At 51.8% G+C, this 26,498-nt stretch carries 18 protein-coding genes, 1 tRNA gene and 2 pseudogenes; 11 read left to right on the top strand and 10 right to left on the bottom strand.

The genetic code is table 11. The annotated features are described in order from the left end of the window. The first annotated feature begins 10 nt into the window (after positions 1-10). The 5 genes from NA624_RS09865 (at position 11) to cigR (ending at position 4,445) form a co-directional block, all read left to right on the top strand. Entirely contained in the window at positions 11-706 is a 696-nt protein-coding gene (locus tag NA624_RS09865; protein WP_000392700.1) for an MgtC family protein, read from the top strand. Positions 707-924: 218 nt separating this feature from the next. After that, the gene (gene mgtA, locus NA624_RS09860; protein WP_000131296.1) at positions 925-3,651 is read left to right on the top strand and encodes a magnesium-translocating P-type ATPase; all 2,727 of its coding nucleotides are present in this window, start codon (positions 925-927) and stop codon (positions 3,649-3,651) included. 21 nt (positions 3,652-3,672) lie between these two features. Next, the gene (gene mgtR, locus NA624_RS09855) at positions 3,673-3,765 is read left to right on the top strand and encodes a protein MgtR (protein WP_001082118.1); all 93 of its coding nucleotides are present in this window, start codon (positions 3,673-3,675) and stop codon (positions 3,763-3,765) included. A gap of 12 nt (positions 3,766-3,777) precedes the next feature. After that, complete coding sequence (gene mgtU, locus NA624_RS09850) at positions 3,778-3,864, top strand: magnesium transporter protection protein MgtU (RefSeq protein ID WP_252515021.1); 87 nt, start codon at positions 3,778-3,780, stop codon at positions 3,862-3,864. 101 nt (positions 3,865-3,965) lie between these two features. Next, a complete protein-coding gene (gene cigR, locus NA624_RS09845; protein ID WP_001065322.1) occupies positions 3,966-4,445 on the top strand; it encodes an anti-virulence regulatory inner membrane protein CigR in 480 nt (159 codons plus the stop codon). A 167-nt stretch (positions 4,446-4,612) separates the two neighbouring features. On the opposite strand, the gene NA624_RS09840 is transcribed toward cigR, so the two are convergent. Then, a complete protein-coding gene (locus tag NA624_RS09840; protein ID WP_000106461.1) occupies positions 4,613-5,293 on the bottom strand; it encodes an isochorismatase family protein in 681 nt (226 codons plus the stop codon). 785 nt (positions 5,294-6,078) lie between these two features. Here NA624_RS09840 and NA624_RS09835 point away from each other — a divergent pair. Both NA624_RS09835 and NA624_RS09830 read left to right on the top strand, forming a co-directional pair. Continuing rightward, positions 6,079-6,936, top strand: a complete 858-nt coding sequence (locus NA624_RS09835) for a winged helix-turn-helix domain-containing protein (RefSeq protein ID WP_001278063.1) — start codon at positions 6,079-6,081, stop codon at positions 6,934-6,936. Between the two features lie 10 nt (positions 6,937-6,946). After that, on the top strand, positions 6,947-7,411 hold the full coding sequence (locus tag NA624_RS09830) for a hypothetical protein (protein ID WP_023213975.1): 465 nt from the start codon (positions 6,947-6,949) through the stop codon (positions 7,409-7,411). Between the two features lie 94 nt (positions 7,412-7,505). On the opposite strand, the gene misL is transcribed toward NA624_RS09830, so the two are convergent. The 3 genes and pseudogenes from misL to NA624_RS09815 form a co-directional block, all read right to left on the bottom strand. Next, positions 7,506-10,373, bottom strand: a complete 2,868-nt coding sequence (gene misL, locus NA624_RS09825) for an intestinal colonization autotransporter adhesin MisL (RefSeq protein ID WP_001143030.1) — start codon at positions 10,371-10,373, stop codon at positions 7,506-7,508. 74 nt (positions 10,374-10,447) lie between these two features. Then, on the bottom strand, positions 10,448-11,065 hold the full coding sequence (locus tag NA624_RS09820; protein ID WP_000984808.1) for a transcriptional regulator: 618 nt from the start codon (positions 11,063-11,065) through the stop codon (positions 10,448-10,450). 756 nt (positions 11,066-11,821) lie between these two features. Further along, positions 11,822-11,932, bottom strand: a pseudogene (locus NA624_RS09815) (transposase); the annotation flags it as partial. 408 nt (positions 11,933-12,340) lie between these two features. Here NA624_RS09815 and NA624_RS09810 point away from each other — a divergent pair. Continuing rightward, positions 12,341-12,701 (top strand): annotated as a pseudogene (locus tag NA624_RS09810) (transposase); the annotation flags it as partial. 14 nt (positions 12,702-12,715) lie between these two features. On the opposite strand, the gene NA624_RS09805 reads toward NA624_RS09810, so the two are convergent. Beyond that, positions 12,716-12,810: transfer RNA gene (locus NA624_RS09805), tRNA-Sec, on the bottom strand. Between the two features lie 287 nt (positions 12,811-13,097). Between NA624_RS09805 and NA624_RS09800 the strand changes: the two genes are divergently transcribed. Together NA624_RS09800 and yicI are read left to right on the top strand one after the other, a co-directional pair. Beyond that, positions 13,098-14,480 (top strand): glycoside-pentoside-hexuronide family transporter, encoded by a 1,383-nt coding sequence (locus NA624_RS09800; RefSeq protein WP_000834259.1) that lies wholly within the window; start codon positions 13,098-13,100, stop codon positions 14,478-14,480. An 11-nt stretch (positions 14,481-14,491) separates the two neighbouring features. Next, entirely contained in the window at positions 14,492-16,810 is a 2,319-nt protein-coding gene (gene yicI, locus NA624_RS09795; RefSeq protein ID WP_000703006.1) for an alpha-xylosidase, read from the top strand. Between the two features lie 102 nt (positions 16,811-16,912). Here yicI and NA624_RS09790 read toward each other — a convergent pair whose 3' ends face one another. Together NA624_RS09790 and xanP are read right to left on the bottom strand one after the other, a co-directional pair. Then, positions 16,913-18,622, bottom strand: a complete 1,710-nt coding sequence (locus tag NA624_RS09790; RefSeq protein ID WP_000766641.1) for an AsmA family protein — start codon at positions 18,620-18,622, stop codon at positions 16,913-16,915. Between the two features lie 120 nt (positions 18,623-18,742). Further along, positions 18,743-20,134 (bottom strand): xanthine/proton symporter XanP, encoded by a 1,392-nt coding sequence (xanP, locus tag NA624_RS09785; protein WP_000115428.1) that lies wholly within the window; start codon positions 20,132-20,134, stop codon positions 18,743-18,745. A gap of 227 nt (positions 20,135-20,361) precedes the next feature. Here xanP and gltS point away from each other — a divergent pair, with 227 nt between their 5' ends. Then, complete coding sequence (gene gltS / locus NA624_RS09780; protein WP_000462249.1) at positions 20,362-21,567, top strand: sodium/glutamate symporter; 1,206 nt, start codon at positions 20,362-20,364, stop codon at positions 21,565-21,567. 35 nt (positions 21,568-21,602) lie between these two features. Here gltS and recG read toward each other — a convergent pair whose 3' ends face one another. Genes recG through spoT form a run of 3 tightly spaced genes read right to left on the bottom strand, consistent with a single transcriptional unit; the run spans position 21,603 to position 26,495 of the window. Then, a complete protein-coding gene (gene recG / locus NA624_RS09775) occupies positions 21,603-23,684 on the bottom strand; it encodes an ATP-dependent DNA helicase RecG (RefSeq protein ID WP_000016744.1) in 2,082 nt (693 codons plus the stop codon). A 5-nt stretch (positions 23,685-23,689) separates the two neighbouring features. Beyond that, on the bottom strand, positions 23,690-24,379 hold the full coding sequence (gene trmH / locus NA624_RS09770; RefSeq protein ID WP_001068433.1) for a tRNA (guanosine(18)-2'-O)-methyltransferase TrmH: 690 nt from the start codon (positions 24,377-24,379) through the stop codon (positions 23,690-23,692). A 4-nt stretch (positions 24,380-24,383) separates the two neighbouring features. After that, positions 24,384-26,495, bottom strand: coding sequence for a bifunctional GTP diphosphokinase/guanosine-3',5'-bis pyrophosphate 3'-pyrophosphohydrolase (gene spoT / locus NA624_RS09765; RefSeq protein ID WP_000280467.1), 2,112 nt, complete (start codon positions 26,493-26,495; stop codon positions 24,384-24,386). Positions 26,496-26,498 lie beyond the last annotated feature (3 nt).

The following is a 26,498-nucleotide window of genomic DNA, read 5'->3' as shown; positions in this document are numbered from 1 at the left end:
TCCAGAAAAAATGGAGGAACGTATGTTAATGTTTCCTTATATTTTGAATTTACTGGCCGCTATGCTGTTGGGCGCGCTGATTGGCGCGGAAAGACAATGGCGTCAACGTATGGCGGGATTACGCACTAATGCGCTGGTGGCGACAGGCGCCGCCGTTTTTATTCTGAGCTCCATGACGACATCGCCAGACAGCCCCGGGAGAATTGCGGCGCAGATTGTCTCTGGTATTGGCTTTCTGGGGGCGGGCGTCATCATGCGCGAAGGGATGAATGTGCGCGGGCTGAACACTGCGGCAACGCTATGGTGTTCGGCGGGCATCGGCGTGTTATGCGGCTTAGGGCAGTTCAAAAATGCGCTGGCGGCGACGATCATTATTCTTTGTGCCAATATTTTACTGCGTGAAGCGGCGCAGCGTATAAATCAACTCCCGGTATCCGCCGAGGGAGAAAAACGTTATATCCTGAAAGTAACCTGTAATAAAGAAGATGAGAGCGAGGTTCGTCAGTGGTTACTGAATATCGTAAAAGAGGCCGCGATCTGTTTACAAGGGTTAGGTTCGGTCCCCGCTCAGGAACAGGGCTATAAAGAAATCCGTGCCGAGCTCGTGGGTCATGCTGATTATCGTAAAACGCGAGAACTGATTATATCCAGAATAGGTGATAACGATAATATCACCGCAATTCACTGGAGCATTGATAGTCAATAATAGTTTTTATTCAATTGCAACATTACGCCAGGCGTATAAGGAGGGAATGATGGATATTCCCGAGTCGATAAAATAAAACCCACTCAAAATAGTGAGTAAGCAATAACCTTTTTTATGCATAGATAATTCTCCCGGGGCATTCACCTTCAAATCGTGAGTTTGCTATTCCCTGGGCGTGATATGCAGGAAACACTACACCTTAATTTTGGGGATTCATCATGACTGACATGAACATTGAAAACCGGAAACTCAATCGCCCGGCGTCAGAAAATGATAAGCAGCATAAAAAAGTATTTCCGATCGAAGCGGAAGCTTTTCATAGCCCGGAGGAGACACTGGCGCGGCTGAACAGCCATCGTCAGGGCCTCACGATAGAAGAGGCCAGCGAACGGTTGAAAGTGTATGGGCGCAATGAAGTGGCGCATGAGCAAGTTCCTCCGGTGCTGGTTCAGCTTCTGCAGGCATTCAATAACCCGTTTATTTACGTTCTGATCGCACTGGCAGGGGTCAGTTTTATCACGGATTACTGGCTCCCGTTACGCCGTGGCGAAGAGACCGATCTCACCGGCGTGCTGATTATTCTGACGATGGTCAGTTTGAGCGGGTTATTGCGTTTCTGGCAGGAGTTTCGCACTAACAGAGCAGCACAGGCGCTGAAAAAGATGGTTCGCACCACCGCCACGGTGTTGCGTCGTGGGCCGGGCAATATAGGCGCGGTGCAGGAAGAGATTCCCATTGAAGAACTGGTGCCGGGCGATGTGGTTTTTCTGGCCGCAGGCGATCTGGTGCCCGCCGACGTCCGGCTGCTGGCGTCGCGCGATCTCTTTATCAGCCAGTCAATTCTTAGTGGTGAATCATTACCCGTAGAAAAATACGATGTTATGGCTGATGTGGCAGGTAAAGACAGCGAGCAATTGCCTGACAAAGATAAAAGCCTGTTAGATTTGGGCAATATCTGTCTGATGGGAACCAATGTAACCAGCGGCAGAGCGCAAGCGGTCGTGGTTGCGACGGGAAGCCGTACCTGGTTCGGCTCGCTGGCGAAATCCATTGTGGGTACGCGTACCCAGACGGCTTTCGATCGTGGAGTCAACAGCGTGAGCTGGCTGTTGATACGCTTTATGCTGATCATGGTGCCGGTTGTCCTGCTGATCAATGGGTTCAGTAAGGGAGACTGGGTAGAGGCTTCGCTGTTCGCGCTGGCGGTTGCGGTGGGGTTGACGCCGGAAATGTTGCCCATGATTGTCAGTTCCAACCTGGCAAAAGGCGCGATTGCGATGTCGCGGCGCAAAGTGATCGTCAAGCGCCTGAACGCTATTCAAAACTTCGGCGCGATGGATGTGTTGTGTACAGATAAAACCGGCACCTTAACCCAGGACAATATTTTTCTGGAGCATCATCTGGATGTGAGCGGTGTAAAAAGCAGCCGGGTATTGATGCTGGCCTGGCTGAATAGTAGCAGCCAGAGCGGCGCCCGGAATGTGATGGATCGCGCCATACTGCGTTTTGGCGAGGGTCGCATCGCGCCATCGACAAAAGCGCGCTTCGTTAAACGCGATGAACTGCCATTCGACTTTGTACGTCGCCGGGTATCGGTCCTGGTGGAGGATACGCAGCATGGAGACAGATGCCTGATCTGCAAAGGCGCTGTTGAAGAGATGATGATGGTAGCCACCCATCTTCGCGAAGGCGATCGTGTGGTGGCGCTGACGGAAACACGCCGCGAGCTGCTGCTGGCGAAAACCGAAGATTACAATGCGCAGGGATTCCGTGTATTGCTGATAGCGACACGTAAGCTGGATGGTTCCGGGAACAATCCGACATTAAGTGTGGAGGATGAGACCGAACTTACCATCGAAGGGATGCTCACTTTTCTCGATCCGCCGAAAGAGAGCGCCGGAAAAGCGATTGCCGCGTTGCGGGATAACGGCGTGGCGGTCAAAGTCCTCACCGGCGATAATCCGGTCGTGACGGCGCGTATCTGTCTGGAAGTGGGTATTGATACGCACGATATCCTGACCGGAACCCAGGTTGAGGCGATGTCAGATGCCGAACTGGCGTCTGAAGTGGAGAAACGCGCAGTATTCGCCCGGCTGACGCCGTTACAAAAAACGCGTATTTTGCAAGCGCTACAGAAAAATGGTCATACCGTTGGTTTTCTTGGGGATGGGATCAACGACGCGCCCGCGCTTCGTGATGCGGATGTGGGGATTTCCGTCGATAGCGCCGCCGATATTGCTAAAGAGTCATCAGATATTATTCTGCTGGAAAAAGATCTCATGGTGCTTGAGGAAGGCGTCATCAAAGGGCGGGAAACCTTTGGCAATATCATTAAATACCTGAATATGACCGCCAGCTCTAATTTCGGCAATGTTTTTTCGGTACTGGTAGCCAGCGCGTTTATTCCGTTTCTGCCGATGCTGGCGATTCATCTGTTGATCCAGAATTTGATGTACGATATTTCGCAGTTGTCGTTGCCGTGGGACAAAATGGATAAAGAGTTCCTGCGTAAGCCGCGGAAATGGGACGCGAAAAATATTGGTCGTTTTATGCTATGGATTGGCCCAACGTCTTCTATTTTCGATATCACAACCTTTGCGTTGATGTGGTACGTCTTTGCGGCTAATAACGTAGAGGCGCAGGCGCTCTTTCAGTCCGGCTGGTTTATTGAGGGTCTGCTCTCGCAGACACTGGTCGTGCATATGCTAAGGACGCAGAAAATACCGTTTATCCAAAGTCGGGCGACGTTGCCGGTATTATTGACGACCGGCTTGATTATGGCGATAGGCATTTATATTCCATTCTCACCTTTGGGTGCGATGGTTGGACTGGAGCCGCTGCCGCTGAGCTACTTCCCGTGGTTGGTGGCGACATTATTGAGCTACTGTCTGGTGGCGCAAGGCATGAAGCGCTTTTATATCAAACGCTTTGGCCAGTGGTTTTAATGATGTTTGAGGATCGCCCAGATGAATCGCTCACCCGATAAAATCATCGCGCTGATATTTTTACTGATTAGCCTGTTGGTGTTGTGTTTAGCCCTCTGGCAAATCGTTTTATAACGAGGTGACGCCATGCAAAAAAGAGGGTTGGACAAAATTTTTTATCAGGTTGTCCTGATAGCAATCATCCTGATTTTACTGACTATCTGGATACGATAAGCTGCTGTTGGCGAGCCCCGCTTAAAATAAGAATCGATGTAGTTGTTCTTTTTATGGCGGGGCGCTATTTTCATGGTATCCCACATCAGAAGGGCAATATCATGAATAATCGTCGTGGTTTAACCGCCGTCCTGGCGACGTTGATTACGTTTTCCCTGAGCGCTACGCCTGTGCTGGCGAATCCGGGAAATGGCAATGGCGGCGGACATGGTAATAACGCGGCTAATCAGGGTAATAACGGTAACGGACATAAAGGAAATGCCGGGCAAAAAACGGAACACCGTAAAAATGGCGGTAAACCGGATCACGTCGAGTCGGACATTAGCTATGCTGTCGCCAGGCAACTGGCAGTGAATTTAGGGCTGACGGGTTATCAGTCTTTACCTCCGGGGATTGCGAAAAATCTGGCGAGAGGAAAACCGCTGCCGCCGGGAATCGCTAAAAAAACGGTGCCGGCGTCTATGCTGGGACAATTACCTTATTATCCGGGCTATGAGTGGAAAATCATTGGGGATAATCTGGTGCTGATCGCGCTCAGTACCGCGGTGGTCACGGCGATTATTAATGGCGTATTTGATTAAGAGCCTATCCCACCAGGCGTTATTGGCGCAGCCAGTTTGGACACGGACAGCGCGCAAAAACCGGAGCGTACACGTAGTACGTGAGGATTTTGAGCACTGCCCAGGACCAAAATGGCAAGTAAAATAGCCCCATTAAATGGGGCTATTTAGCCGCTTCAGGGCGTTATTTATGCGCGCTGAGAATCCAGCAGTTCATTATTTTTTACTACTTCCTGCGCTTTGGTATAACTTTCAATCAGTAGCTGATAGGCCGGGAATATTTTGGTATATACATCCGCCCATTCTGCGGCATCTTCCCTATTCCAGGTACGTTGCAGCTCAGAGGCTACCGCCGCGGTATCCATTGGTACTACGCCCGCCTGCACCACGCGGGCCATCGTAATTTCCTGCGCCATTTTACTGTACGTACCGGAGGCATCAATTACCGCAAATACCTTGTAACCTTCCGCGACGGCGCTGATGGCTGGAAAAGCCATGCAGACACTGGTAATAGTACCGGCGATGATCAGCGTTTTACGGCCTGTCGCTTTTACCGCTTGTACAAAATCGGCATTATCCCAGGCATTAATTTCCCCTTTACGCGCGACATATTGCGCGTGTGGCGCATTCGCATGGATTTCCGGAATCAGCGGACCATTCGGTCCCTGTGGTACGGATGCGGTAGTAATGACCGGCATATTGCATAAGGTAGCGATCTTAGCCAGCGCCGCGGCGCGCGCGCGTAATTCCGGCATCGGCATGTCGCCGACGGTCTGAAACAGGCCACTTTGGTGGTCAATCAGCAGCATTACTGCGTCGTTAGCATCAATGGCAGGGCGTTGACCGTTAAAATTCGCGGGTGTAGACATAATTCATTCCTTGTTGTTGCCTTTCACTGATAATCACTATCAGTGTTAAAGTCATTAATCGCCGGGGCGATTTCCGTTTTTAAGCTGATGACAGTAATCCGTTGCCGATTTTGGATTACCCTGTTGAGTTCTTTCTGAAGGAATATTCATCGGCATCACCTTCAGTCGATTTACTTTCACGCGAATCTGTTATCACAACAATATTCATATTATGAATAAATGTTTCTATTTTACATGTCAGAGAGGATTATTGATTGAAAAAACAGGCAATATCCCTACAAATTGTTTCTGATAGATAGTTTTAAACTTATTTAGTATAAATTTGAAATAGTTCAATTTAAGGGTTAACTTATTTATATTTAAATAATATAAAGCGTAGCTTAAATATTAAGTGGGAAGCGTGCTGCTATTAAGTATGGCTACTGTAACTCTTAATAAATTGAAAACTATCCCTACATAACGAGTGCTGCTTTTTTGGATATTACAAGCCATTATAGAGAACACTTTAAATAAAACCCTGTCTTTCATATGATATAGATTGTCAGGATATATTTTCTCATGATTTATATATGAGATATTAAAGCGTAGCGGCACAGTAAATTTGGCCACCTGATTAAAGGTGATATTCTCACCTCAATACAAAACAGGTGACTTAACGAACAAGAAAACCAAACGTACTTTCACCCCTGAGTCTGCTATAATGAGAAAAGCGGTGTCTACGCTTACCTGTTAATGTCTTATGCCTCTCGCTCTTCTATATGATCGGTATGTGCAGGGGACAATCCATGTCCTGCTACGCAGCCACAGCATCAGACTATACTCAGTGGTGTCTATTAACCCTCTCCAACTACGTTATGTTTTGGCATGGTAACAATGCGATGTTATGGATAATTAACGATAATATTGAATTTAATCCAGAAATGAATCGCCTGGCGTCATTATCGAGGCCAGATCTCAACATTATTCTGACAACGCCCGCCAGCCGCTGCTTGCGCCTTCTGCTGGAAAACGCCCCCTCCGTCGTCTCACAACAAACATTCTTTCAAAAAGTGTGGGAAGAAGACGGCATGGTGGTGTCGGCAAATACGCTTTATCAGAATATCTCCATTATTCGCCGCGGATTACGTACCGTTGGCGAAAATGAAGATACGCTGATAATCACGGTTCCGCGTAGAGGCTTTCAGATTGAGCCTGGTGTGAGCCTCATGACTATCCGCAAGGACTTCGCTCAGACAATAGAAAAAAAGGGTGAGGCGCCGCCGCGTACGTCAGGGCGTTGGTTTAAACATTATGTACCTGTACTTTGGATGACCGGGACATTTGCTGTCGGTATTTTGCTTGGCACTATCAGCTGGCAAACCGTTCCTGATAAGGATTTTTATGATCGCTACACGCTGGTTGAAACAACTCAGGGCTGTCATTTTTTCTCGCGGAATGAAGATATCGAAAGCGGTAGCCGCTTTGCAAGCTATAAGTCAATGATTCTAAAAACCGGTATGGATTGTCAGAAATACCCATGGGTCTATTTCCCTTCCAGCAGTCGCACCCCAGCGGTTACGGCATTGATTTGTCAGCAACCTTATAAAACGCGCGGTGATACAGGCTGCGTGACGCTTTTTTTCCGCGGGGTGACACATGGGTAAAAAGGCACTGATGTTAGCCTGCCTGACGCTACTGTTTCTGGGAGTAGGGCTTGGGCATCTTGTTCATTTATATACGGAAAAGAACCGGGATCCAGAGAAATGTACGGCGCCTGTGATTGTGTTTTATAACAACACTCAGGCTAACCTGACGCTGGACTTTATGTATTCGCTGAAAAAACGCACTGGGGTGGTTTCCATCAGCGGAACGTATTACGTCGATAATAAAATGAGCGGCGTGATCCGCCGTGATGTTTCCTATGTATGGAGTGAAAATAAAGACAGCACCCATTTTATATCGACGGATATCAACAAAGTCACGCGTGACGAAACACTGTCCGATGCGGTTATCGAGACGGTTTTACCCGATTTTTATGTCTATCCAGGGAAAAGTATCAGTTACACCATCCTGACTCAGGGCCATCGTGGCTTTATGTTCACCATCGGGAAACGCCCGATATTTTTCTGTACACATTAAGCGGTTTTGGGAGCCGTTCATGGAACGTATCAGCCAAATGAAGGCGCTTCCGGGTAAAAGCCGCTGAAGATCAGCGGCTCTGTTGTTACCTGAATCAAAAACTGTATTTAACCCCCAGTAGGCCTTGGGTATTACTATAGCCCTGGTCACCTACCTGTTGCGCCACGTTACCCCATACGTTCAGGCGCGGGGTAATTTGCCCTTCAATGCCCACTTTCAGTTCACCAATATTTTTCGTACCACGCATATCGCTGCTGACATCGTCCATCTTCACGCTGGCAGGCTGCGTATTATGGATCCAGTTCGCTTCCACGAACGGCTGGAACTCTCGAGATTTATCGTTATCAATAGCGTTGTGGCCGTTAATATAGGCTTTTACGCCCATGCGGGTTAGCAGATTACCGGCGGTATCATCCTTCACGAGAGTACCATTGGCTTCGCGATTGTCGTCAGCCTGTACGCCCATCCATACCACCTGCGCTTTGGGCTGCAACCAGTAGCTTTGATGCGCGCTTTCACCTAACCTGAAGCTGTAACCGGCTTCAACCGAGGCGGTAATTCCTTTGGATTTATATTTCTCAGCGGCCTGATCCTGACCCATGACCTTGTTATCAAACCAGTTGTACAGCATCCAGGTATCCACATAAGCCCCAGACCGATCGATATTGTTAGCATACCAGGTGCCGTAAAGGCCGACGCTGTAACCGGTGACTTGACCACGGGAATGATAGTCACTCACGGACGACTGCGTGCGGTTCTGGCTGTTGGCATAACCTGCCATTGCACCAATATGCCAACGGTCAAGACCGTCAGTGCTCCACTGTGCCAGATCGCCTCCCACTTGTAACACATAGCTGTTGATGCGGGTTTTTAGCTGCCCGCTGCCATCGTTGAAGCGAGTATGGGCGCCGACGTTACGCATCCACAGGCTGGTGACCTTCTTCTCGCCCGTCAGCATGTCGGTGTACTGAGTTTCACCCAGACGGTCATGGAGACGCGTCATGAACAGCGTATTTGCCGCATAGTTGTTGGCAAGGTAGCTGCCCACTTCCGGACGGAACTGATGTTCTGTTATCGGCGGTGTGTCAGATTGCCCTATGTCAGGAATTGTCGGATCAGGGATGACCGGGTCTACTGGCTCAGGGTCTACTGGCTCAGGGTCCACCGGATCGGGAATAACAGGGTCAGGGATGACCGGGTCTACTGGATCAGGGTCCACCGGATCGGGAATGACAGGGTCAGGGATAACAGGGTCTACTGGATCAGGAATAATCGGTTCGTCCGGCTCAATGTAGCTGGTCAGATACCAGTTTTTACCTTTCTGCACCACGTTGTAGTCATAGGCTCCGGCAACAATACGGCTTGCTTTTTCGAAAGTACCGTTGGAATTGCCAGCAACGTTAACAATTTCAATACCTTCAATGGTTTGCGCCCCGGCTCCTCCAATATTATTTACTGCAACAAATGTGTTACCTGAAGTATTGCCGAGAACCTGCAGACTGTCCGTTTCGGAATCATCACCGTTGAGCACAGTATTAAAGACCAGCTTACCGCCGTTGCCTACATAATCTTCATTGATGGTGAGCGTTTGCCATGGCTCGCCATCTTCATGGCTGAAGTTAATGGTTGCGCCACTATTCAGCGTCAGGTCAGTGAGCGTTGAGCTGCTGGTCATATTCCAGGTCGCATCGCTCATTTGTACAGAGATAACGCCTGTGCCCGCCGTAGCGCTGGTGATGTATGATGCCCCGTCCCACCGCGAGTTGTCCGTCATATTGAGCTTAATCGTACTGTTCTGCTGCGGTAGCGTACCGCTGGCAGCGGTGGCGCCAGCAGCACGAATATCACCGTCGATGACGAAACGTCCTCCTGAAGAACCGTCAACAATGCCGCCAGTCTCCGTGCTGATGGCGTAACTTTCGCTACTGTTATCGCCCGCCATAGTAACAGCCGCACCGCCTGACAGATTAATGGCGCCTCGGGAGAGGGCGTATAAACCGGCAGGGGCTTTACTATAGGATGCAGCCTTACTGGCGCTGTTGACGCTAATAGTGGCATTATCTCCCAAATTAACGGTAGCGTTAGTTGCATATACCGCGTGTGCGCTGGCACCGTTCACCGTAATAGTAGCGTTGTTGCCAAGCTCGGTTCTGGAGGATGATGCTGCGTAAATCCCCGTTGAGGATGCGCCGGAGGTTTCGATGGTTGCATCGTCACCCAGACGAATCAACGAACCGCTTTGTCCGGTACGTAGCCCCTCCGAACTGTCGCCAGTAGTAACAATATGTGCACGATTGCCGACGACAATCGTATTTTTGGCACGTGACGCATCCCTCATGGCGTTGGCTGTAATTCCACGTCCCTGGCTACCGGTTGTTTTGATATACAGATCGTCGCCGACATAAATATTGGCCGATCCGGTCCAACCCTGGCCCAGTGAGTTATATCCGGCGTTAATACCGTCACCATCCTGACCATCCACGTAGATGCGGGTACGGTCACCGGTAATAATAAATACCGGGTTATCCGGAGTATTCGCGCCGTGAGTACGGATGCCATCGACGTCTCTACCATTATTCGCGGCATTCGCCGACTGCGTCCGAATGGTCAGGTCGTTGCCAAAAATCACGCCCGGACTTCCCGTCCCGCTGTTTTGAATAACCGTGACAGTGTGTTCAAACGCCTCCGCGCCCGGCCCATTAAGCGTGAGTCCATTGCCATAAACCGGGATGGTGCCGGTGTTCCACTGATAAACGTAGTTGGGCATGGTACCGACTTTGGTGAAACCGGTACTGGCCTGAGCGGGAATAATAGCCTGTAATTCCGGCGGCAACTGGCTGACCAGCCCACTGGATGGCAGACTATCAACGTCAACCCAGGCCGCTTGGGAGGAAAATACCATAGAGGCTAACGCTGCTGATACCGCTATGGCGATGAATGAGTAATTTGGGGGAGTTGGCATTCTGCCTCCTGCATTATGGCGTAAAGCGTCTTCCACATCGCAATAATATGGAAATAATAAAAATGGAAACGGATCTATAAAATATTTGATATTATTTTATGAATGCTATGCCCTAGCTTATTTTCAAGCCGCAGCTTATGCACATAAAGTTTCTTAATATCAATATTGTCAGTATTTACAATCTGCTGAATACTTATTCCTGATACAAAGCGCTTCAGTAATATAAATTCCGTATAGTTAAGCGTTCGTCCACGTTTACTGTTGGCGAGCCGACCGGTAAACAAGCGGTGCATCTTTTGCTGTTGCACAATATCATCGTCATCGGAATAAATAATTCCTTGTATTTTATTGCTTTTCAAAATCCAGTAATTGGCCAGCGGAGTTAAACTTCTGTCAGAAATCAGGACAATATGCATGCCACTGTCTGCCAGACTGTCAGCCCATTGCAAATCGGTAAATCGTCGAAGATTCGGGAAAGAAAAATCAACAAAGATAAAACCGCTGGATAAATGGTTGTGTCTATCAAGCAATAACTTTTCAATAAACCCTTTTTTCAGGAAAGCATTACCATCTGGCCAGATGGAAAATGCCGCATTATGACAGTATTGCACCCGTACTGCGCTGTCAGGGAATAATTGACAGGATAAATCGCAACTAATGCAATGGACAATTTGTGAAGGCTTTCTCATCATCCTGAACGACTCCCGCCGATGTTTCTATTAATATTTCATTGGTAAATAAATGTGTCAATCCAGATAATATACAGTGCTACGGCTGTCAAAAGTCGCGAATTATTGTCAGTGTCATAAACTCCTGGAAAGACCTAAAATACAGCTTTAAGGAACCATGACAGATCCGACAGTCGTAATACATCATTTCGGATTTGTATTTCACCCATTGGGATTTTTATACATAATCTCCAATATCATAAAAAATCTTAAAACAGCACTATTTGCTAAATCATGAGAGTGATAAATAACGGTTCTCAATACCATCTGTCTGCTGCCTTCGTCACTATCGGGGTGATGTGATGAAATATAAAAGTAATTCCTGTAAACCTGTAATGAATTCTTATTATTAAAACCTAATTTAAGATTTTTTCTTTTATTGCATTGTTATTCAATGACTTAATGGTGACTTTTGTGCTCTCATCAACTTCTTATATACAAATTTAAGACTATTTTATAGAGACACATGTAAACTTTAAGAGGGTGTAATGCTAATGCCATGAGAAAATCTTGTAACTTAACGCCGGGAGTTATACCTTGCCAATAAGTTGATCTAACTTAATTCTGATCGTGACGGTCTGAGCAACCGACAGACTTATCGGTCGAAGCAACTTCAGCTTCTGGCTTCTCTTTTCAATTGCTCATCTGATGAAAACTCTTTCCCGGAGCACATTAGTGAGAAACAGAATGTGGTCAAACCTAATGTCCATAGATGTCGTCAGTCACTTCACAAATATCCGCCTCCTGGCAGATATCTTTAACCGCTCGTCCAGCTTCGACCAACTTAATTACGGCGATGTTCTGATGCTCAGTGAGACGGGCTTTATGCATAGAGATTCCTTCGTCAGCAGTTCGATGACGTGATCTCTAAATGTGAATAGCACGATTATGTGGGATACGTACAAAAAATTAAACTAACTGCCAGTAATATGAGTACCTGGTATAAGAATGTATACGGATATTTTACTACTGAAATATAATAATGGGGGGGGTAAGAATAAACAGGGCGTATGGGAGAACAAGGGTATAAAGATGAAATGCTTGCAGTATCTAATAGATAACAATGAAAAATCAGGTAACTGAGAAACTATTCAGTGTTTAGGTTGATGTGTTATTAAGTCATTCAGCCGCTACAGCACATTATCAGGATAATTTTGTCTGGATAAAACGGAGGAGTGAATCGCCACAGGTTTAACAGACACCGCTGAGTCATTTAAGATGACTTAAAGAGAAGAGCCCATGAGCGGTAAATGTTATCCCGAAGCGTTTAAAATTAAAGCGGTAAAACAGATTATTGAGCGCGGCCATTCTGTTTCCAGCGTCGCAACACGTCTTGATATTACTACCCATAGTCTTTACGCCTGGATAAAGCCGCCACATTCACGACGGCATCATGTTGACCTGAATCTGACGGGGCATACAGGCAGTTCTGGCTAGAATCGGGCTGTGTTTATGGCTATCGCAAGATCTGTCTCGATCTGCGGGATATCAGGAACAATGCGGTGTAAGCAAAGTCTGGTGGTTGATGCAACGTGTGGGGATAAAGGCTCGGGTCGGATACCGAAGTCCACGGACGCGTGGCAATTCATTTTATTTAGTTCAGAAGAGGCTAATTGGCGGAAGATCACAGGAGTCGAACCTGCCCGGGACCGCTGGCGGCCCCAACTGGATTTGAAGTCCAGCCGCCTCACCGGAGACGACGATCTTCCGCGCCTCGATTGCTACATGGAGGCGCGCGCATTATAGCTACTTCCTGGCGTTTCCACATCCCCTCCCGTGCTTTTTTAACTTCCCTTTCCTTCTGCCATGATCGGTTTCATGTAAATCCCCATAAAATCCATTAGTTACATTTCATCACACTTTTTGACGCTACCCCGATCACAGAAAACAAGAATCGTAATTTGATAACTAAATAACGGAATATTCACGCTCGCAGGGAAGGTTTACAAAAACTGTAACCGGTATCAGTGAGTGTTGTGAGCGTTAAGGATGCGTAATGAAAAGTGAAATTCTCTCCGTTAAGGAGAAGATTGGCTATGGTATGGGCGATGCCGCGAGCCACATCATCTTTGATAACGTCATGTTATATATGATGTTCTTCTATACCGATATTTTCGGCATTCCTGCTGGTTTTGTCGGCACCATGTTTTTACTGGCGCGTGCGCTTGATGCCATCTCCGACCCTTGCATGGGCCTGCTGGCCGACCGCACCCGCTCTCGCTGGGGCAAATTCCGACCCTGGGTGCTGTTTGGCGCGTTGCCGTTTGGTATCGTTTGTGTGCTGGCTTATAGCACGCCGGATCTCAGTCTGAACGGCAAAATGATTTATGCCGCCATCACCTACACGTTGCTCACCCTTCTGTACACTGTGGTCAACATCCCTTACTGCGCGTTGGGGGGTGTAATAACCAATGACCCAACGCAGCGTATCTCCCTGCAATCCTGGCGCTTTGTGCTGGCAACGGCGGGCGGAATGCTCTCTACCGTACTGATGATGCCTCTGGTGAAACTGATTGGCGGCGAGAATAAGGCGCTGGGCTTCCAGGGGGGTATCGCGGCGCTCTCGGTGGTGGCGTTCCTGATGCTGGCGTTCTGCTTCTTTACCACCAAAGAGCGCGTTGAAGCGCCTGCCACCCATACCTCCATGCGTGAAGACCTGCGTGATATCTGGCACAACGACCAGTGGCGCATAGTCGGCCTGCTCACCATCCTGAATATTCTGGCGGTATGCGTGCGCGGCGGGGCGATGATGTATTACGTCACCTGGATATTGGGCAAGCCGGGCGTGTTTGTCGCCTTCCTCACTACCTATTGCGTCGGCAACCTGATTGGCTCGGCGCTGGCAAAACCGTTGACCGACTGGAAATGCAAAGTGAGCGTTTTCTGGTGGACCAACGCTTTACTCGCAGTAATCAGCGTGGCGATGTTCTTCGTACCGATGCACGCCACGATCGCTATGTTCGTCTTTATCTTCGTGATTGGCGTGTTGCACCAGTTAGTCACGCCTATCCAGTGGGTGATGATGTCTGACACCGTCGACTACGGTGAATGGTGTAACGGCAAACGCCTGACGGGGATCAGTTTTGCCGGCACGTTGTTCGTGCTGAAACTGGGTCTTGCCCTCGGCGGGGCGCTGATTGGCTGGATGCTGGCAGGCGGCGGTTACGACGCGGCGGCGAAAACGCAAAACAGCGCCACGATCAGCATCATTATCGCTCTGTTCACTATCGTCCCGGCCATCTGTTATCTGCTGAGCGCCGCGATCGCTAAACGCTACTACACCCTGAAAAGCCCGTTCCTGAAAACCATTCTGGAACAACTGGCGCAGGGCGCACACCGCAACGAACAAGAATTTACCCATAAAGAATTGCAAAACTAAAGGAACAGACTATGAAAATTAGCGACGGAAACTGGCTGATCCAGCCTGGCCTTAATTTGATTCACCCGGTTCAGGTGTTCGACGTTGAACAGCAGGGGAATGAGATGGTGGTCTATGCCGCGCCGCGCGATGTCCGCGAACGAACCTGGCAACTGGATACCCCGTTGTTTACCTTGCGCTTTTTCTCGCCGCAGGAAGGAGTGATAGGTGTACGGATGGAACACTTCCAGGGCGCTTTGGATAACGGCCCACATTATCCACTCAATGTCTTGCAAGATATCAACGTAGAGATGCAGAACAACGCCGAATTTGCCGAACTCAAGAGCGGCAGCCTGAGCGTGCGCGTCACCAAAGGCGAGATCTGGTCACTGGATTTTCTGCGCAACGGTGTACGTATCACCGGTAGCCAGTTGAAAAATAACGGCTATGTACGGGACACCAACAGCGGGCGCAACTACATGTTCGAGCGTCTGGATCTCGGCGTGGGCGAAACCGTCTACGGGCTGGGCGAGCGCTTTACCGCGCTGGTGCGTAACGGTCAGACGGTGGAGACCTGGAACCGCGACGGCGGCACCAGCACCGAGCAGTCTTACAAGAACATCCCGTTCTATATCACCAACCGTGGCTACGGTGTGCTGGTAAACCATCCGCAGTGCGTGTCGTTTGAAATTGGCTCCGAGAAAGTCTCCAAAGTCCAGTTCAGCGTTGAGAGCGAGTATCTGGAATACTTCGTCATCGACGGCCCGACCCCGAAAGACGTGCTGAACCGCTATACCCAATTTACGGGTCGTCCGGCGCTGCCGCCCGCCTGGTCGTTTGGCCTGTGGCTGACCACCTCATTTACCACCAACTACGACGAAGCGACCGTTAACAGCTTTATCGACGGTATGGCCGAGCGCAATCTGCCGCTGCACGTCTTCCACTTCGACTGTTTCTGGATGAAAGCTTTTCAGTGGTGCGATTTTGAATGGGACCCGGTGACTTTCCCCGATCCGAAAGGGATGATTCGCCGCCTGAAAGCGAAAGGGCTGAAAGTCTGCGTGTGGATTAACCCCTACATCGGCCAGAAATCCCCGGTCTTCCAGGAGCTAAAAGAGAAAGGGTATTTGCTTAAACGCCCGGACGGCTCCTTGTGGCAGTGGGATAAATGGCAGCCGGGACTGGCGATTTACGACTTCACCAACCCGCAAGCCTGCGAATGGTATGCCGACAAGCTGAAGGGCCTGGTGGAGATGGGAGTGGACTGCTTCAAAACTGACTTCGGCGAACGCATTCCAACGGATGTGCAGTGGTTTGATGGTTCAGATCCACAGAAAATGCATAACCATTATGCCTATATCTACAACGAACTGGTGTGGAACGTGCTGAAAGAGACCGTCGGCGTTGAAGAGGCGGTGCTGTTCGCCCGTTCCGCCTCGGTGGGCGCGCAACAGTTCCCGGTGCACTGGGGCGGCGACTGTTACGCCAACTACGAATCGATGGCGGAAAGCCTGCGCGGCGGGCTGTCCATTGGCCTGTCAGGATTTGGCTTCTGGAGCCATGATATTGGCGGATTCGAGAATACCGCGCCGGCGCATGTCTACAAGCGTTGGTGCGCATTCGGCTTGCTCTCCAGCCACAGCCGCCTGCACGGTAGCAAATCCTACCGGGTTCCGTGGGCCTATGACGACGAGTCCTGTGACGTGGTGCGCTTCTTCACCGAACAGAAGTGCCGGATGATGCCGTATCTGTATCGGGAAGCGGCGCGCGCCAACGAAGCCGGTACGCCAATGATGCGGGCGATGATGCTGGAGTTCCCGGACGATCCGGCGTGTGATTATCTTGATCGCCAGTACATGCTGGGAGATGCGGTCATGGTAGCGCCGGTATTTAGTGAAGCGGGCGACGTGGAGTTCTATCTGCCAGAAGGCCGCTGGACGCACCTGTGGCGCAACGATGAAGTGCAGGGCAGCCGCTGGCATAAACAGCAGCATGACTTCCTGAGCCTGCCAGTGTACGTGCGTGACAATACACTACTGGCGCTGGGCAACAATAGCCAGAAGCCCGATTACGCCTGGCATGAGGGTACGGCCTTCCAGTTATTCCATCTGGATGACGGCTGCGAAGCGGTCTGCGAAGTCCCTGCTACGGATGGTTCGACAATCTTTACGCTGCAGGCGAAACGCACAGGCAATACCATTACGGTGAGCGGCGAAGGCGAGGCGCGCAACTGGACGCTGTGTCTGCGTAATATTACGCAGATTAGCGGTACCAAATGCGGCTCATATGCGGGAAGTGAACTGGGCGTAGTGGTTACCCCGCTGGGAAATGAAGTGGTGATTACGCTTTAAATCTGAATCGCCGGATGGTGCTGTGAGCTGCGCTTATCCGGCCTACAAATGAGCAAGAATCGTAAGCCCGGTAAGCGTCAGCGCCACCGGGCAAGCCCTCAATTACAGCGCTGGCTCCGTTGACGTAACTTCCCCGCCGGACACCACGCCCGCTTGCATCGTCTGCGTTATCTGCTGCTTTTGTGCGTTGACCGCGTGTAATTGCCCGTTTACCGTCGGTTTCAACGGCGCATCGGCCTGAATATTGCCGCTGGCCGTGAGCTGAATATTGCCATCGCCAGCAATCGGTAATGCCGGCCAGCCCCACTGTTGTAGCACATCCATTGGTACGCCGCGTCCGTTCAGGCTGATTTGCGTCTGACGCTGCGGCAGTTGCGATACGCTGGCAGTGGCTTCCAGTATCCCTTTTCCAGTAAACGCGCTCAGATCGCTGATGTTGACTGTGCTGGCATTAGCCGTCAACGACAGCGACGGGCGGCGCACATCCACACGGTTAAAGGTTGCCGCTGCGGCGTTGAGGGTCGCATTGCCGCTCCAGACGCCCCATTGATGATGTTGTACCAGCTCCAGGTTTGCGCCGTAGCCGTCCAGAGCGGTGATTTGCCACGGGAAGGCCGGGTCGATATCAATCACCAGGTTGCGGCTGGCGCTGAATTTTTTCAGCGTCAGGCTATTCAACCAGTCGGGCAACGGCTTCATCCATAGCTGCTTCCAGTTTTCCGGCAGCGTATACTCCAGCCCGGCGATAGCGGTATCGTCCAGAATAAGCGCTTTGCTCTCGCGTAACCAGGCGCCGGAAGTTCTGACCATACCGCCTTCCCAGCGGGTGGTGAACTGGCGTAGCGCAACGCTCTGTGGTGAAAATTCGGCGTTCAGGATTGGATCGAGCAAGTGCAGCGAGCCGTAAATAAACTCGCTGGCGTTCATCGATAATTTACCTTCCTGACTTTGCCAGTCTTCTTTGCGCAGAGTCAGATTGCGCAAACTCAGGTCAAGATCGGTGACTGCCCAGTCTGGTCCTTGCAGGCTGGAGTCCGTCACTTCAAGACGACCAATCTGCAAAGATGGAACCGTAGTAAGCGGCGCGAAAAACTCGCTCAGGGATTTATCGCTTTGTAACCGAATATCATTCAGCCGCAGATTTTCAACGACCCAACTACCGTCAGCGTTACGCCGGGCGACGCCGGTTAACGCTCCGCGCGCCATATCGGCGCCGACGGTGTTTAACATCACCTGATTATGGTCGATACTGCCTTCAATAAGCACATTAGTGGCGGGAACGTCGTTTAACGTCAGCGAACCGGCGCTCAGTTGGATCTGGGCTTTATTGCCCAATACCCGACCGGCTTCGGGGTGCCAGGGCATTACGCCGCCGTTAACGCGCTGGGCGCTCAACCGCCATTCGCTGCCGGGACTATTGAGCGCCATATTGCGAAGTTGCAGGCGGTCGGCCTCAAACGGGAAAGGGGCAGTTTGCACTGAAATATTCAGCGTGCCGTCCTGTAACAGAATCGTGTCGACATGCAGCGGCGCGGTTAACTGGCGAATGCTCAGGCCGATATCTACGGTTTTCGCGACCAGGGTAGCAGGCTGACCATCACGACCAAAGGTCACATTCTCCAGTAAAAGATGGGATGGGGCGGAAAAACGATGATCCATCACGTCGAATGTGAGGTGATAACCGCTGTTCTCTGATACCCAGTTGCTGATGTGATCTGCGCCCCAGCGCGTTTGCAGCAGAAAATAAAAGCCGAAAATCACCACTAAACAGGCGATCAGCACATAGAGAAGCAACCTCCCAATCAATTTCATGGTCTTCCATCCCGTGAAATGCACATAGGGGATTTATGCACGATTTGCGTGCAATCCTCAAGACAGGAATGGTGAAAGAGCGTTACAGCAGCGGCGAATCGCGTCGCCGCCGCAGGGTTTTTACGGTTTTTCCGGCGGGAGAATCAGGTTCAGCACGATAGCCGTGATGCCGCCAGCGGCAATTCCGGATGAGAGCAGATTTTTCACCCATTCCGGCGCGAACTGCAGGATCTGCGGCTGTTGCGAGACGCCAAGACCCACGGCCAGCGACAGGGCGATAATCAGAATCGCGCGGCGGTTCAGCGGCTCACGTGAGACAATACGCACCCCGGAGGCGGCAATGGTGCCGAACATCACTAACGTGGCGCCGCCGAGCACCGGTTCCGGGATATGCTGCACAAAACCGCTTACCGCCGGGAACAGGCCGAGCACAATCAGCATCAGCGCGACGACAAATCCCACATAGCGGCTGGCGACGCCGGTCAACTGAATTACGCCGTTGTTCTGACCGAAACAGGAATTCGGGAACGTATTAAATACCGCTGAAACAAATGAGTTCAGGCCGTTAGCCAGTACGCCGCCCTTTAGCCGTTTCATGTACAAGGGGCCGGATACCGGCTGCTCGGAGACATCAGAGGTGGCGGTGATGTCGCCGATGGTCTCCAGCGACGTAATCATAAAGACCAGCATCAACGGCAGTAACAGGTTCCAGTCAATGCCCAGACCATAATACAGCGGGGTCGGCACCATCAGGATGTCCTGTGAGACCGGCGCGTTATTCTCAGGCAACATGCCCATAAACCAGGCCAAAAGATAGCCAGCCGCCATAGCAATAACCAAAGAAGCCACGCGCAGGTAGGGATTACGCTGCCGATTCAGCAGGATAATAATGGCCAGGACGACGCCGGCCAGCAGCAGGTTTTTCGGTGCGCCAAAGGTGTTGTCGCTCATGGCGGCATAGCCGCCGCCGATGGAGGTTAGCCCCACCTGAATCAGCGACAGGCCAATAATCATCACCACTACGCCGGAGACTAACGGCGTGATAATCCGGCGCGCCAGATGTAGAATGCGAGAAAGCACCATCTCGGTGCAGCTTGCCAGCATCAGCGTGCCGAACAGCGCCGCCATCATCGTCGGGACGTCCGCGCCGCCGGTTTTCAGCGCGGTACCGCCCATAATCAGCGGGGCGACAAAGTTAAAACTGGTTCCCTGGATGGATAACAGCCCCGATCCTACCGGCCCCCACGCTTTGATTTGAATAATAGAGGCTACGCCGGAGGCGAACAGCGACATGCTGATAATGTGCTGCGTATCCTGCGCCGGTAAACCCAACGCCTGGCAGATTAACAGCGCTGGCGTGATTACCGCGACAAACATAGCCAGCAGATGCTGACAAGCGGCAAAAAGGGTTTGAGGGAGCGGCGGTCGATCTTCAAGACGGTAAATTAATTCGCTGTTTTGCGTCTGCGCAACCGGTTGCGCATCTGCCGGCTCGATGGCGTTAACGGACATCAGGGACATTCTCGTGGTGGAAAAGCGGTGATTTTATCTGACCAGGTGGTAAAAGCAAACGATTGCGAGCGAATATTCTTAATATTTAAAAAAGATAAATGCACCTTTTTATATAACTTTTTGCCTTTTTCTGCTTAAAATCCATGCCGAAGACTCGCAAAGAGCTAAAAAACTGACTCAGGAAATGATTTGTGCGCACGTGTCACAGCGCACTACAGGAGCTTTAAATGTTTGAACTCGATACCTTATCGACCCTTGTCGCCGCCACGCTGGTGCTGCTACTGGGTCGCAAGCTGGTCCAGTCTGTCTCCTTACTGAAGAAATATACGATTCCGGAGCCGGTGGCAGGGGGGTTACTGGTCGCGGTTGCTCTGCTGGTACTGAAAAAAAGCGTCGGTTGGGAGGTCAACTTTGATATGACCCTGCGCGATCCGTTGATGCTGGCGTTTTTCGCGACGATCGGCCTTAACGCTAACCTTGCCAGCCTGCGCAAGGGGGGACGCGTTGTTGGCGTCTTCCTGGTCGTCGTGGTCGGATTACTGCTGATGCAGAATGCCATCGGTATCGGCATGGCGAGTCTGTTGGGGCTGGACCCGTTAATGGGGCTGATTGCCGGGTCAATTACGCTGTCCGGCGGACACGGTACCGGCGCGGCGTGGAGTAAACTGTTTGTCGAACGTTATGGTTTTGCCAATGCCACCGAAGTTGCGATGGCATGTGCAACCTTTGGCCTGGTGCTGGGCGGGTTGATAGGCGGCCCGGTAGCGCGTTATCTGGTGAAACACTCCACCACGCCGGATGGAATGCCTGACGATCAGGCCGTGCCGACAGCCTTTGAAAAGCCGGATGTGGGCCGTATGATCACTTCTCTGGTGCTAATCGAAACCATCGCCCTGATTGCTATCTGTCTGACCGTGGGCAAAATCGTAGCGCAGCTACTGGCGGGAACGGTGCTTGAACTGCCGGTCTTCGTTTGTGTGCTATTTGTTGGGGTGATCCTCAGCAATGGCCTGGCGCTGGTGGGTTTTTATCGCGTATTTGAGCGTGCTGTTTCGGTGCTGGGGAACGTGAGTCTGTCACTGTTCCTGGCAATGGCGCTGATGAGCCTGAAGCTGTGGGAACTGGCGTCGCTGGCGCTGCCGATGCTGGCGATTCTGGTGGTACAGACCATCTTCATGGCGCTGTACGCGATCTTCGTCACCTGGCGCATGATGGGGAAAAACTACGATGCAGCGGTGTTGGCGGCGGGTCACTGCGGTTTTGGCCTGGGCGCAACGCCGACCGCCATTGCTAATATGCAGGCGATTACCGACCGTTTTGGCCCCTCGCATATGGCGTTCCTGGTGGTGCCGATGGTTGGTGCGTTCTTTATCGATATCGTTAATGCGTTGGTAATCAAGCTGTACCTGCTGTTACCGATTTTCGCGCAATAATAGTTTGTACGGCGGCATTAAAGCCGCCGTGCTCATTAGGCGTTGGAATAACGTTCGGTTTCCGGCATCCAGCGCTCAATCAGCGCTTGTGCCTGCTGCGGATAACGTTCGTGAATATGACGGGCAATACGCTGAACTTCGGGGATCATGGCTTGATCGCGCAGCAAATCAGCTACTTTAAATTCGGCGTTACCCGTCTGGCGCGTGCCCAGTAATTCCCCCGGGCCGCGAATCTCTAAATCTTTTTGTGCAATCACAAAGCCGTCATTGCTGTCGCGCAATACCTGTAAACGCTTCTGCGCCGTTTTCGACAACGGCGATTTATAGAGCAGCACGCAGTGCGATGCGACCGCGCCACGGCCAACGCGTCCTCTGAGCTGGTGTAACTGCGCCAGGCCCAGTCGCTCAGGGTTTTCAATAATCATCAGGCTGGCGTTAGGAACATCGACCCCCACCTCAATCACCGTAGTGGCGACCAGCAGATGCAGTTCACCCTGCTTAAAGGCCTGCATCACCGCCTGTTTTTCGGCGGGCTTCATGCGGCCGTGTACCAGGCCAATATTCAACTCCGGTAACGCCAGCTTGAGCTCCTCCCAGGTGGCTTCCGCCGCCTGCGCTTCCAGCAGGTCGGACTCTTCAATCAGCGTACAGACCCAGTAGGCCTGACGGCCTTCGGTTGTGCAGGCGTTGCGCACACGATCAATGATTTCATGGCGACGGGTATCCGGAATCGCAACGGTAGTGACAGGGGTACGGCCCGGCGGTAGCTCGTCAATCACCGAGGTATCGAGATCGGCGTAGGCAGTCATCGCCAGGGTGCGCGGAATAGGCGTTGCGGTCATAATCAACTGATGCGGATGAAAGCCCTGCTGCTGGCCTTTTTCCCACAATGCCAGACGCTGGTGGACGCCAAAGCGGTGCTGCTCATCGATAATGACCAGCGCCAGGCCGTTGAACTGCACCTGTTCCTGAAAGATAGCGTGGGTGCCGACAATCATCTGCACCTGACCGCTGGCAATAGCCTCTTGCTGCGCCTGACGCGCTTTACCTTTTTGCTTACCCGCCAGCCAACCCACTTCAACGCCCAACGGTTCGAACCAGTTGCGGAAATTATTTGCGTGCTGTTCGGCGAGCAGTTCGGTCGGCGCCATCAACGCGACCTGCTTACCGTGGGCAATAGCGCGCAAGGCGGCAAGCGCCGCAACCAGCGTTTTCCCTGAGCCGACGTCGCCCTGAACCAGACGCATCATTGGCACATCGAGCGCCATATCACGTTCGATCTCTGCCACCACCCGCGCCTGCGCGCTGGTGGGTTTAAACGGCAACGACGCTAACAGTTGCTGCTTTAAGGTATCGTTTGTACTTAGCGGCTGAGCGTGATAGCGCTGCGCGCCTGCGCGAAGTGCCAGCATGCTGAGATTATGCGCCAGTAGCTCTTCAAGAATAAGCCGCCGCTGCGCCGGGTGTTTGCCGGTTTCTAAATCGGCGAGCTGGAGTGTCGGCGGCGGGCGATGCAAGGTACGTAGCGCCTCCGGCAGGCTCATCATACCCTGCGCCAGTTCCGGCGGCAGTAGTTCGGCAATGGCGCAGGTGTCGAGCAACTCCAGCGCCTGATCGGTAAGCTTGCGCAGTGTCGCTTGCTTCACGCCCTCGGTGGTCGGATAGACGGGGGTGAGCGTTTCCTGAAGTTCCGGCGTGCTGAGATCGCCCTGCAGGCGATATTCCGGATGGATCATCTCTGCGCCATACTTGCCGCGCTTCGCTTCCCCGTAGGCCAGCACACGTCGCCCCGTCGCCAGGCTGTTTTTCATCGCCGCGTTAAAATTGAAAAAGCGCATGGTAAGAATGCCGGAACCGTCGCTAATCTGGCAGGTCATCATCCGACGACCGCCGAAAGTGATATTGCAGTTCAGCACTTCACCTTCAACGGTGGCGTAGATGCCAGGCAGCAGTTCGCCAATGGGGTAGAGATGGGTACGGTCTTCGTAACGCAGAGGAAGATGTAATAGCAAATCCTGGACGGTATGCAGGCCAATTTTCGCCAGTTTACTGCTTTGCGCTGCGCCGACACCTGTCAGGGAATTGAGCGGAACAGCGTCTAACAAGCGGCCTGACATGGTGATTACCCTGCCGCCTGCATCGTCGCCCACCAGTCAGCATCGGCGTCGATTTCGCCCTGCTGATTGACGCGAGGATAAGGCAGACCTTTACGTTTAGCGACTTTCGCCAGCACCGGATAACCACCCTCAAACAGCAGGCGCTGCTGTTCATCTTCCGGCAACATGCTATTTTCACGCAGATACATGCCCGCGTTCTGACGCTGACGCTGGGCTTCATAAAGAATGAGCGCGGAGGCGACGGAAACGTTCAGCGACTGTACCATGCCGATCATCGGAATGATGATATCCCGATCCGCCAGGGCTAATGCTTCCTGAGTAATACCGGTTTTCTCCTGACCCATCAGAATACAGGTCGGGCGCGTGTAATCAATCTCGCGAAAGTCTACGGCCTTATCAGAAAGATGGGTTGCCAGAATCTGCATTCCCCGTCCTTTCAAATGGGCTACCGCATCGCCAATGGTACGGTGAGTTTTCACCTGTACCCAACTGTTGCTGCCCGCCGCCGCGGAAGCCATGGTGCGCATCCGGCTACCAGGCCAGATGGCATGGACTTCATGGACGCCAACGGCATCTGCGGTACGAATGATTGCAGAAACGTTATGAGGTTTGTGGACTTGCTCCATGCAGACCGTGAGATCAGGCTGACGCCTGGCGAGCATTTCGCATATACGCGCATAACGTTTTGGATTCATAGCGCTAGTTTCGGTTACGGGTGACTTTAATAACGTCTGGCATCACGCGGATTTTGCGCATGATATTCGCCAGATGTACGCGATCGCGTGCGGTAAGGCGAATAAAGGTACTATAGACGCGACCATCTTTCTCTTCAGTATTCAGGCTTTGAATATTGGAGGTGGTGGTATTAATCGCCGCCGTCAGGTTAGCCAGCGCGCCCTGATGGTTAAACATTTCCACCTTGATTTCGGTAATGAATTCCTGCTCCGTCTCTTTATCCCATTCGACCGCCATAAATTTCTCTGGCTCTTTCTGGTATCCACGGATATTACGGCAGGATTCATGGTGGATCACCAGTCCTTTACCTGGGCTGACGTGAGCGATGATCGGGTCGCCTGGGATCGGACGACAACACTTCGCAAAGGTGATAAGCACGCCATCCGCGCCTTTAATCGGCAGGTGGCCGTGATTCGATTGCGCAACGGTCGGCACCACGGCTTCGCCTTGCTGCAGATTTTTCGCGACCACTACGCTCATCGCGTTGCCGAGACCGATTTCCGCCAGCAGATCGTCAAGCGTTGCCAGCTTCATACGATCCAGTTCGCGCTGAATATTTTCCTGCGGAATTTCCGCCAGCTTACGACTACCGCCTAAAGCATGGTTAAGCAGACGACGGCCCAGGCTTACGGAGTCATCACGTTTGAGGTTTTTCAGCAACTGACGAATTTTAGCGCGCGCTTTAGAGCTGACGACAAAGTTCAGCCAGGCGGCGTTGGGACGCGCGCCCGGCGCGGTAATAATTTCGACGGTCTGACCGCTGCTAAGCGGCTGCGACAGCGGATAAGGCTGCCGGTCGACACGCGCGCCGACGCAGGCGTGGCCGATGTCGGTATGCACTGCATAGGCAAAATCCACCGGCGTAGCGCCAGCGGGCAGTTCGACAATGCGCCCTTCCGGGGTGAAAACGTAAATCTCATCCGGGAAGAGATCGGATTTTACGCTTTCGATAAATTCAAACGAACTACCGGCGCTCTGTTGTAGCTCCAGCAGGCTCTGCATCCAGCGCTGGGCGCGGATCTGCGCCGTGGTGCTAGTCTCACCGTGTTCTTTATAAGCCCAGTGCGCCGCGACCCCCATTTCCGCCATCTGATCCATGTCTTCGGTACGGATCTGGACTTCAACAGGAACGCCGTGCGGGCCGATCATCGAGGTGTGCAAAGACTGATAGCCGTTCGCTTTGGGAATGGCTATATAATCTTTCACGCGTCCCGGACGCGGCTTATAGAGACTGTGCATCTGGCCGAGTACGCGATAGCAGGTATCGGAGTCATGAACGATGACGCGGAAAGCGTAAATGTCCATGATCGAGTGAAAACGCTGCTCTTTGAGCACCATTTTGCAGTAGATCGAGTAAAGATGTTTTTCGCGACCGCTAACGCGACACGGAATTCCCGCCTCTTGCAAACGTCCTTCGATTTCAGAGAGGATTTTTTGGATCATCTCTTTACGGTTGCCGCGCGCCGCTTTTACCACTTCTTTGATGACGCGGTAGCGGTTAGGATACAGCGCTTCAAAACCCAGCTCTTCAAGCTCGGTCTTGATGTGATGGATACCTAAACGGTGTGCCAGCGGGCTGTAAATTTCGAGGGTTTCACGGGCGATGCGGCGACGTTTGTCCGGGCGTAACGAGCCCAGCGTGCGCATGTTATGGGTACGGTCAGCAAGCTTAATGAGGATGACGCGGATATCCTGCACCATCGCCATAATCATTTTGCGGAAGTTTTCGGCCTGCGCCTCTTTCTTATCGCGGAACTTGAGCTTATCAAGTTTCGACACCCCCTCTACCAGCTCGGCAACGCTTTTACCGAAAAGCTGTTCCATGTCCTGATAGGTGGCGGGGGTATCTTCAATCACGTCATGCAGCAGAGCGGCCATCAGCGTTTCGTAGTCGAGTTTCATCTCGGCCAGAATACAGGCCACCGCTACCGGGTGCGTGATATAGGGTTCACCGCTTGAACGTGTCTGGCCCTCGTGAGCGTCACGTGCAACGAGATACGCCTGCCGAAGACGCTTAATCTGGTCTTCCGGCAGGTAGTTTTGAATCAGTTGATTCAGGCTTTCAAACAGATACAAGGG

It is taken from the genome of Salmonella sp. NW38 (genome assembly GCF_051807745.1).
Lineage (GTDB): Bacteria > Pseudomonadota > Gammaproteobacteria > Enterobacterales > Enterobacteriaceae > Salmonella > Salmonella enterica.
The sequence above is the reverse complement of the archived record's forward strand: the minus strand, read 5'-3'. Positions and strand labels throughout refer to the sequence as shown.

Coding starts and splice junctions, on each gene's coding strand:
- NA624_RS09865 (WP_000392700.1), top strand. CDS start 11: ATGGAGGAACGTATGTTAATGTTTCCTTATATTTTGAATTTACTGGCC.
- mgtA (WP_000131296.1), top strand. CDS start 925: ATGACTGACATGAACATTGAAAACCGGAAACTCAATCGCCCGGCGTCA.
- mgtR (WP_001082118.1), top strand. CDS start 3,673: ATGAATCGCTCACCCGATAAAATCATCGCGCTGATATTTTTACTGATT.
- mgtU (WP_252515021.1), top strand. CDS start 3,778: ATGCAAAAAAGAGGGTTGGACAAAATTTTTTATCAGGTTGTCCTGATA.
- cigR (WP_001065322.1), top strand. CDS start 3,966: ATGAATAATCGTCGTGGTTTAACCGCCGTCCTGGCGACGTTGATTACG.
- NA624_RS09840 (WP_000106461.1), bottom strand. CDS start 5,293: ATGTCTACACCCGCGAATTTTAACGGTCAACGCCCTGCCATTGATGCT.
- NA624_RS09835 (WP_001278063.1), top strand. CDS start 6,079: ATGTCCTGCTACGCAGCCACAGCATCAGACTATACTCAGTGGTGTCTA.
- NA624_RS09830 (WP_023213975.1), top strand. CDS start 6,947: ATGTTAGCCTGCCTGACGCTACTGTTTCTGGGAGTAGGGCTTGGGCAT.
- misL (WP_001143030.1), bottom strand. CDS start 10,373: ATGCCAACTCCCCCAAATTACTCATTCATCGCCATAGCGGTATCAGCA.
- NA624_RS09820 (WP_000984808.1), bottom strand. CDS start 11,065: ATGATGAGAAAGCCTTCACAAATTGTCCATTGCATTAGTTGCGATTTA.
- NA624_RS09800 (WP_000834259.1), top strand. CDS start 13,098: ATGAAAAGTGAAATTCTCTCCGTTAAGGAGAAGATTGGCTATGGTATG.
- yicI (WP_000703006.1), top strand. CDS start 14,492: ATGAAAATTAGCGACGGAAACTGGCTGATCCAGCCTGGCCTTAATTTG.
- NA624_RS09790 (WP_000766641.1), bottom strand. CDS start 18,622: ATGAAATTGATTGGGAGGTTGCTTCTCTATGTGCTGATCGCCTGTTTA.
- xanP (WP_000115428.1), bottom strand. CDS start 20,134: ATGTCCGTTAACGCCATCGAGCCGGCAGATGCGCAACCGGTTGCGCAG.
- gltS (WP_000462249.1), top strand. CDS start 20,362: ATGTTTGAACTCGATACCTTATCGACCCTTGTCGCCGCCACGCTGGTG.
- recG (WP_000016744.1), bottom strand. CDS start 23,684: ATGTCAGGCCGCTTGTTAGACGCTGTTCCGCTCAATTCCCTGACAGGT.
- trmH (WP_001068433.1), bottom strand. CDS start 24,379: ATGAATCCAAAACGTTATGCGCGTATATGCGAAATGCTCGCCAGGCGT.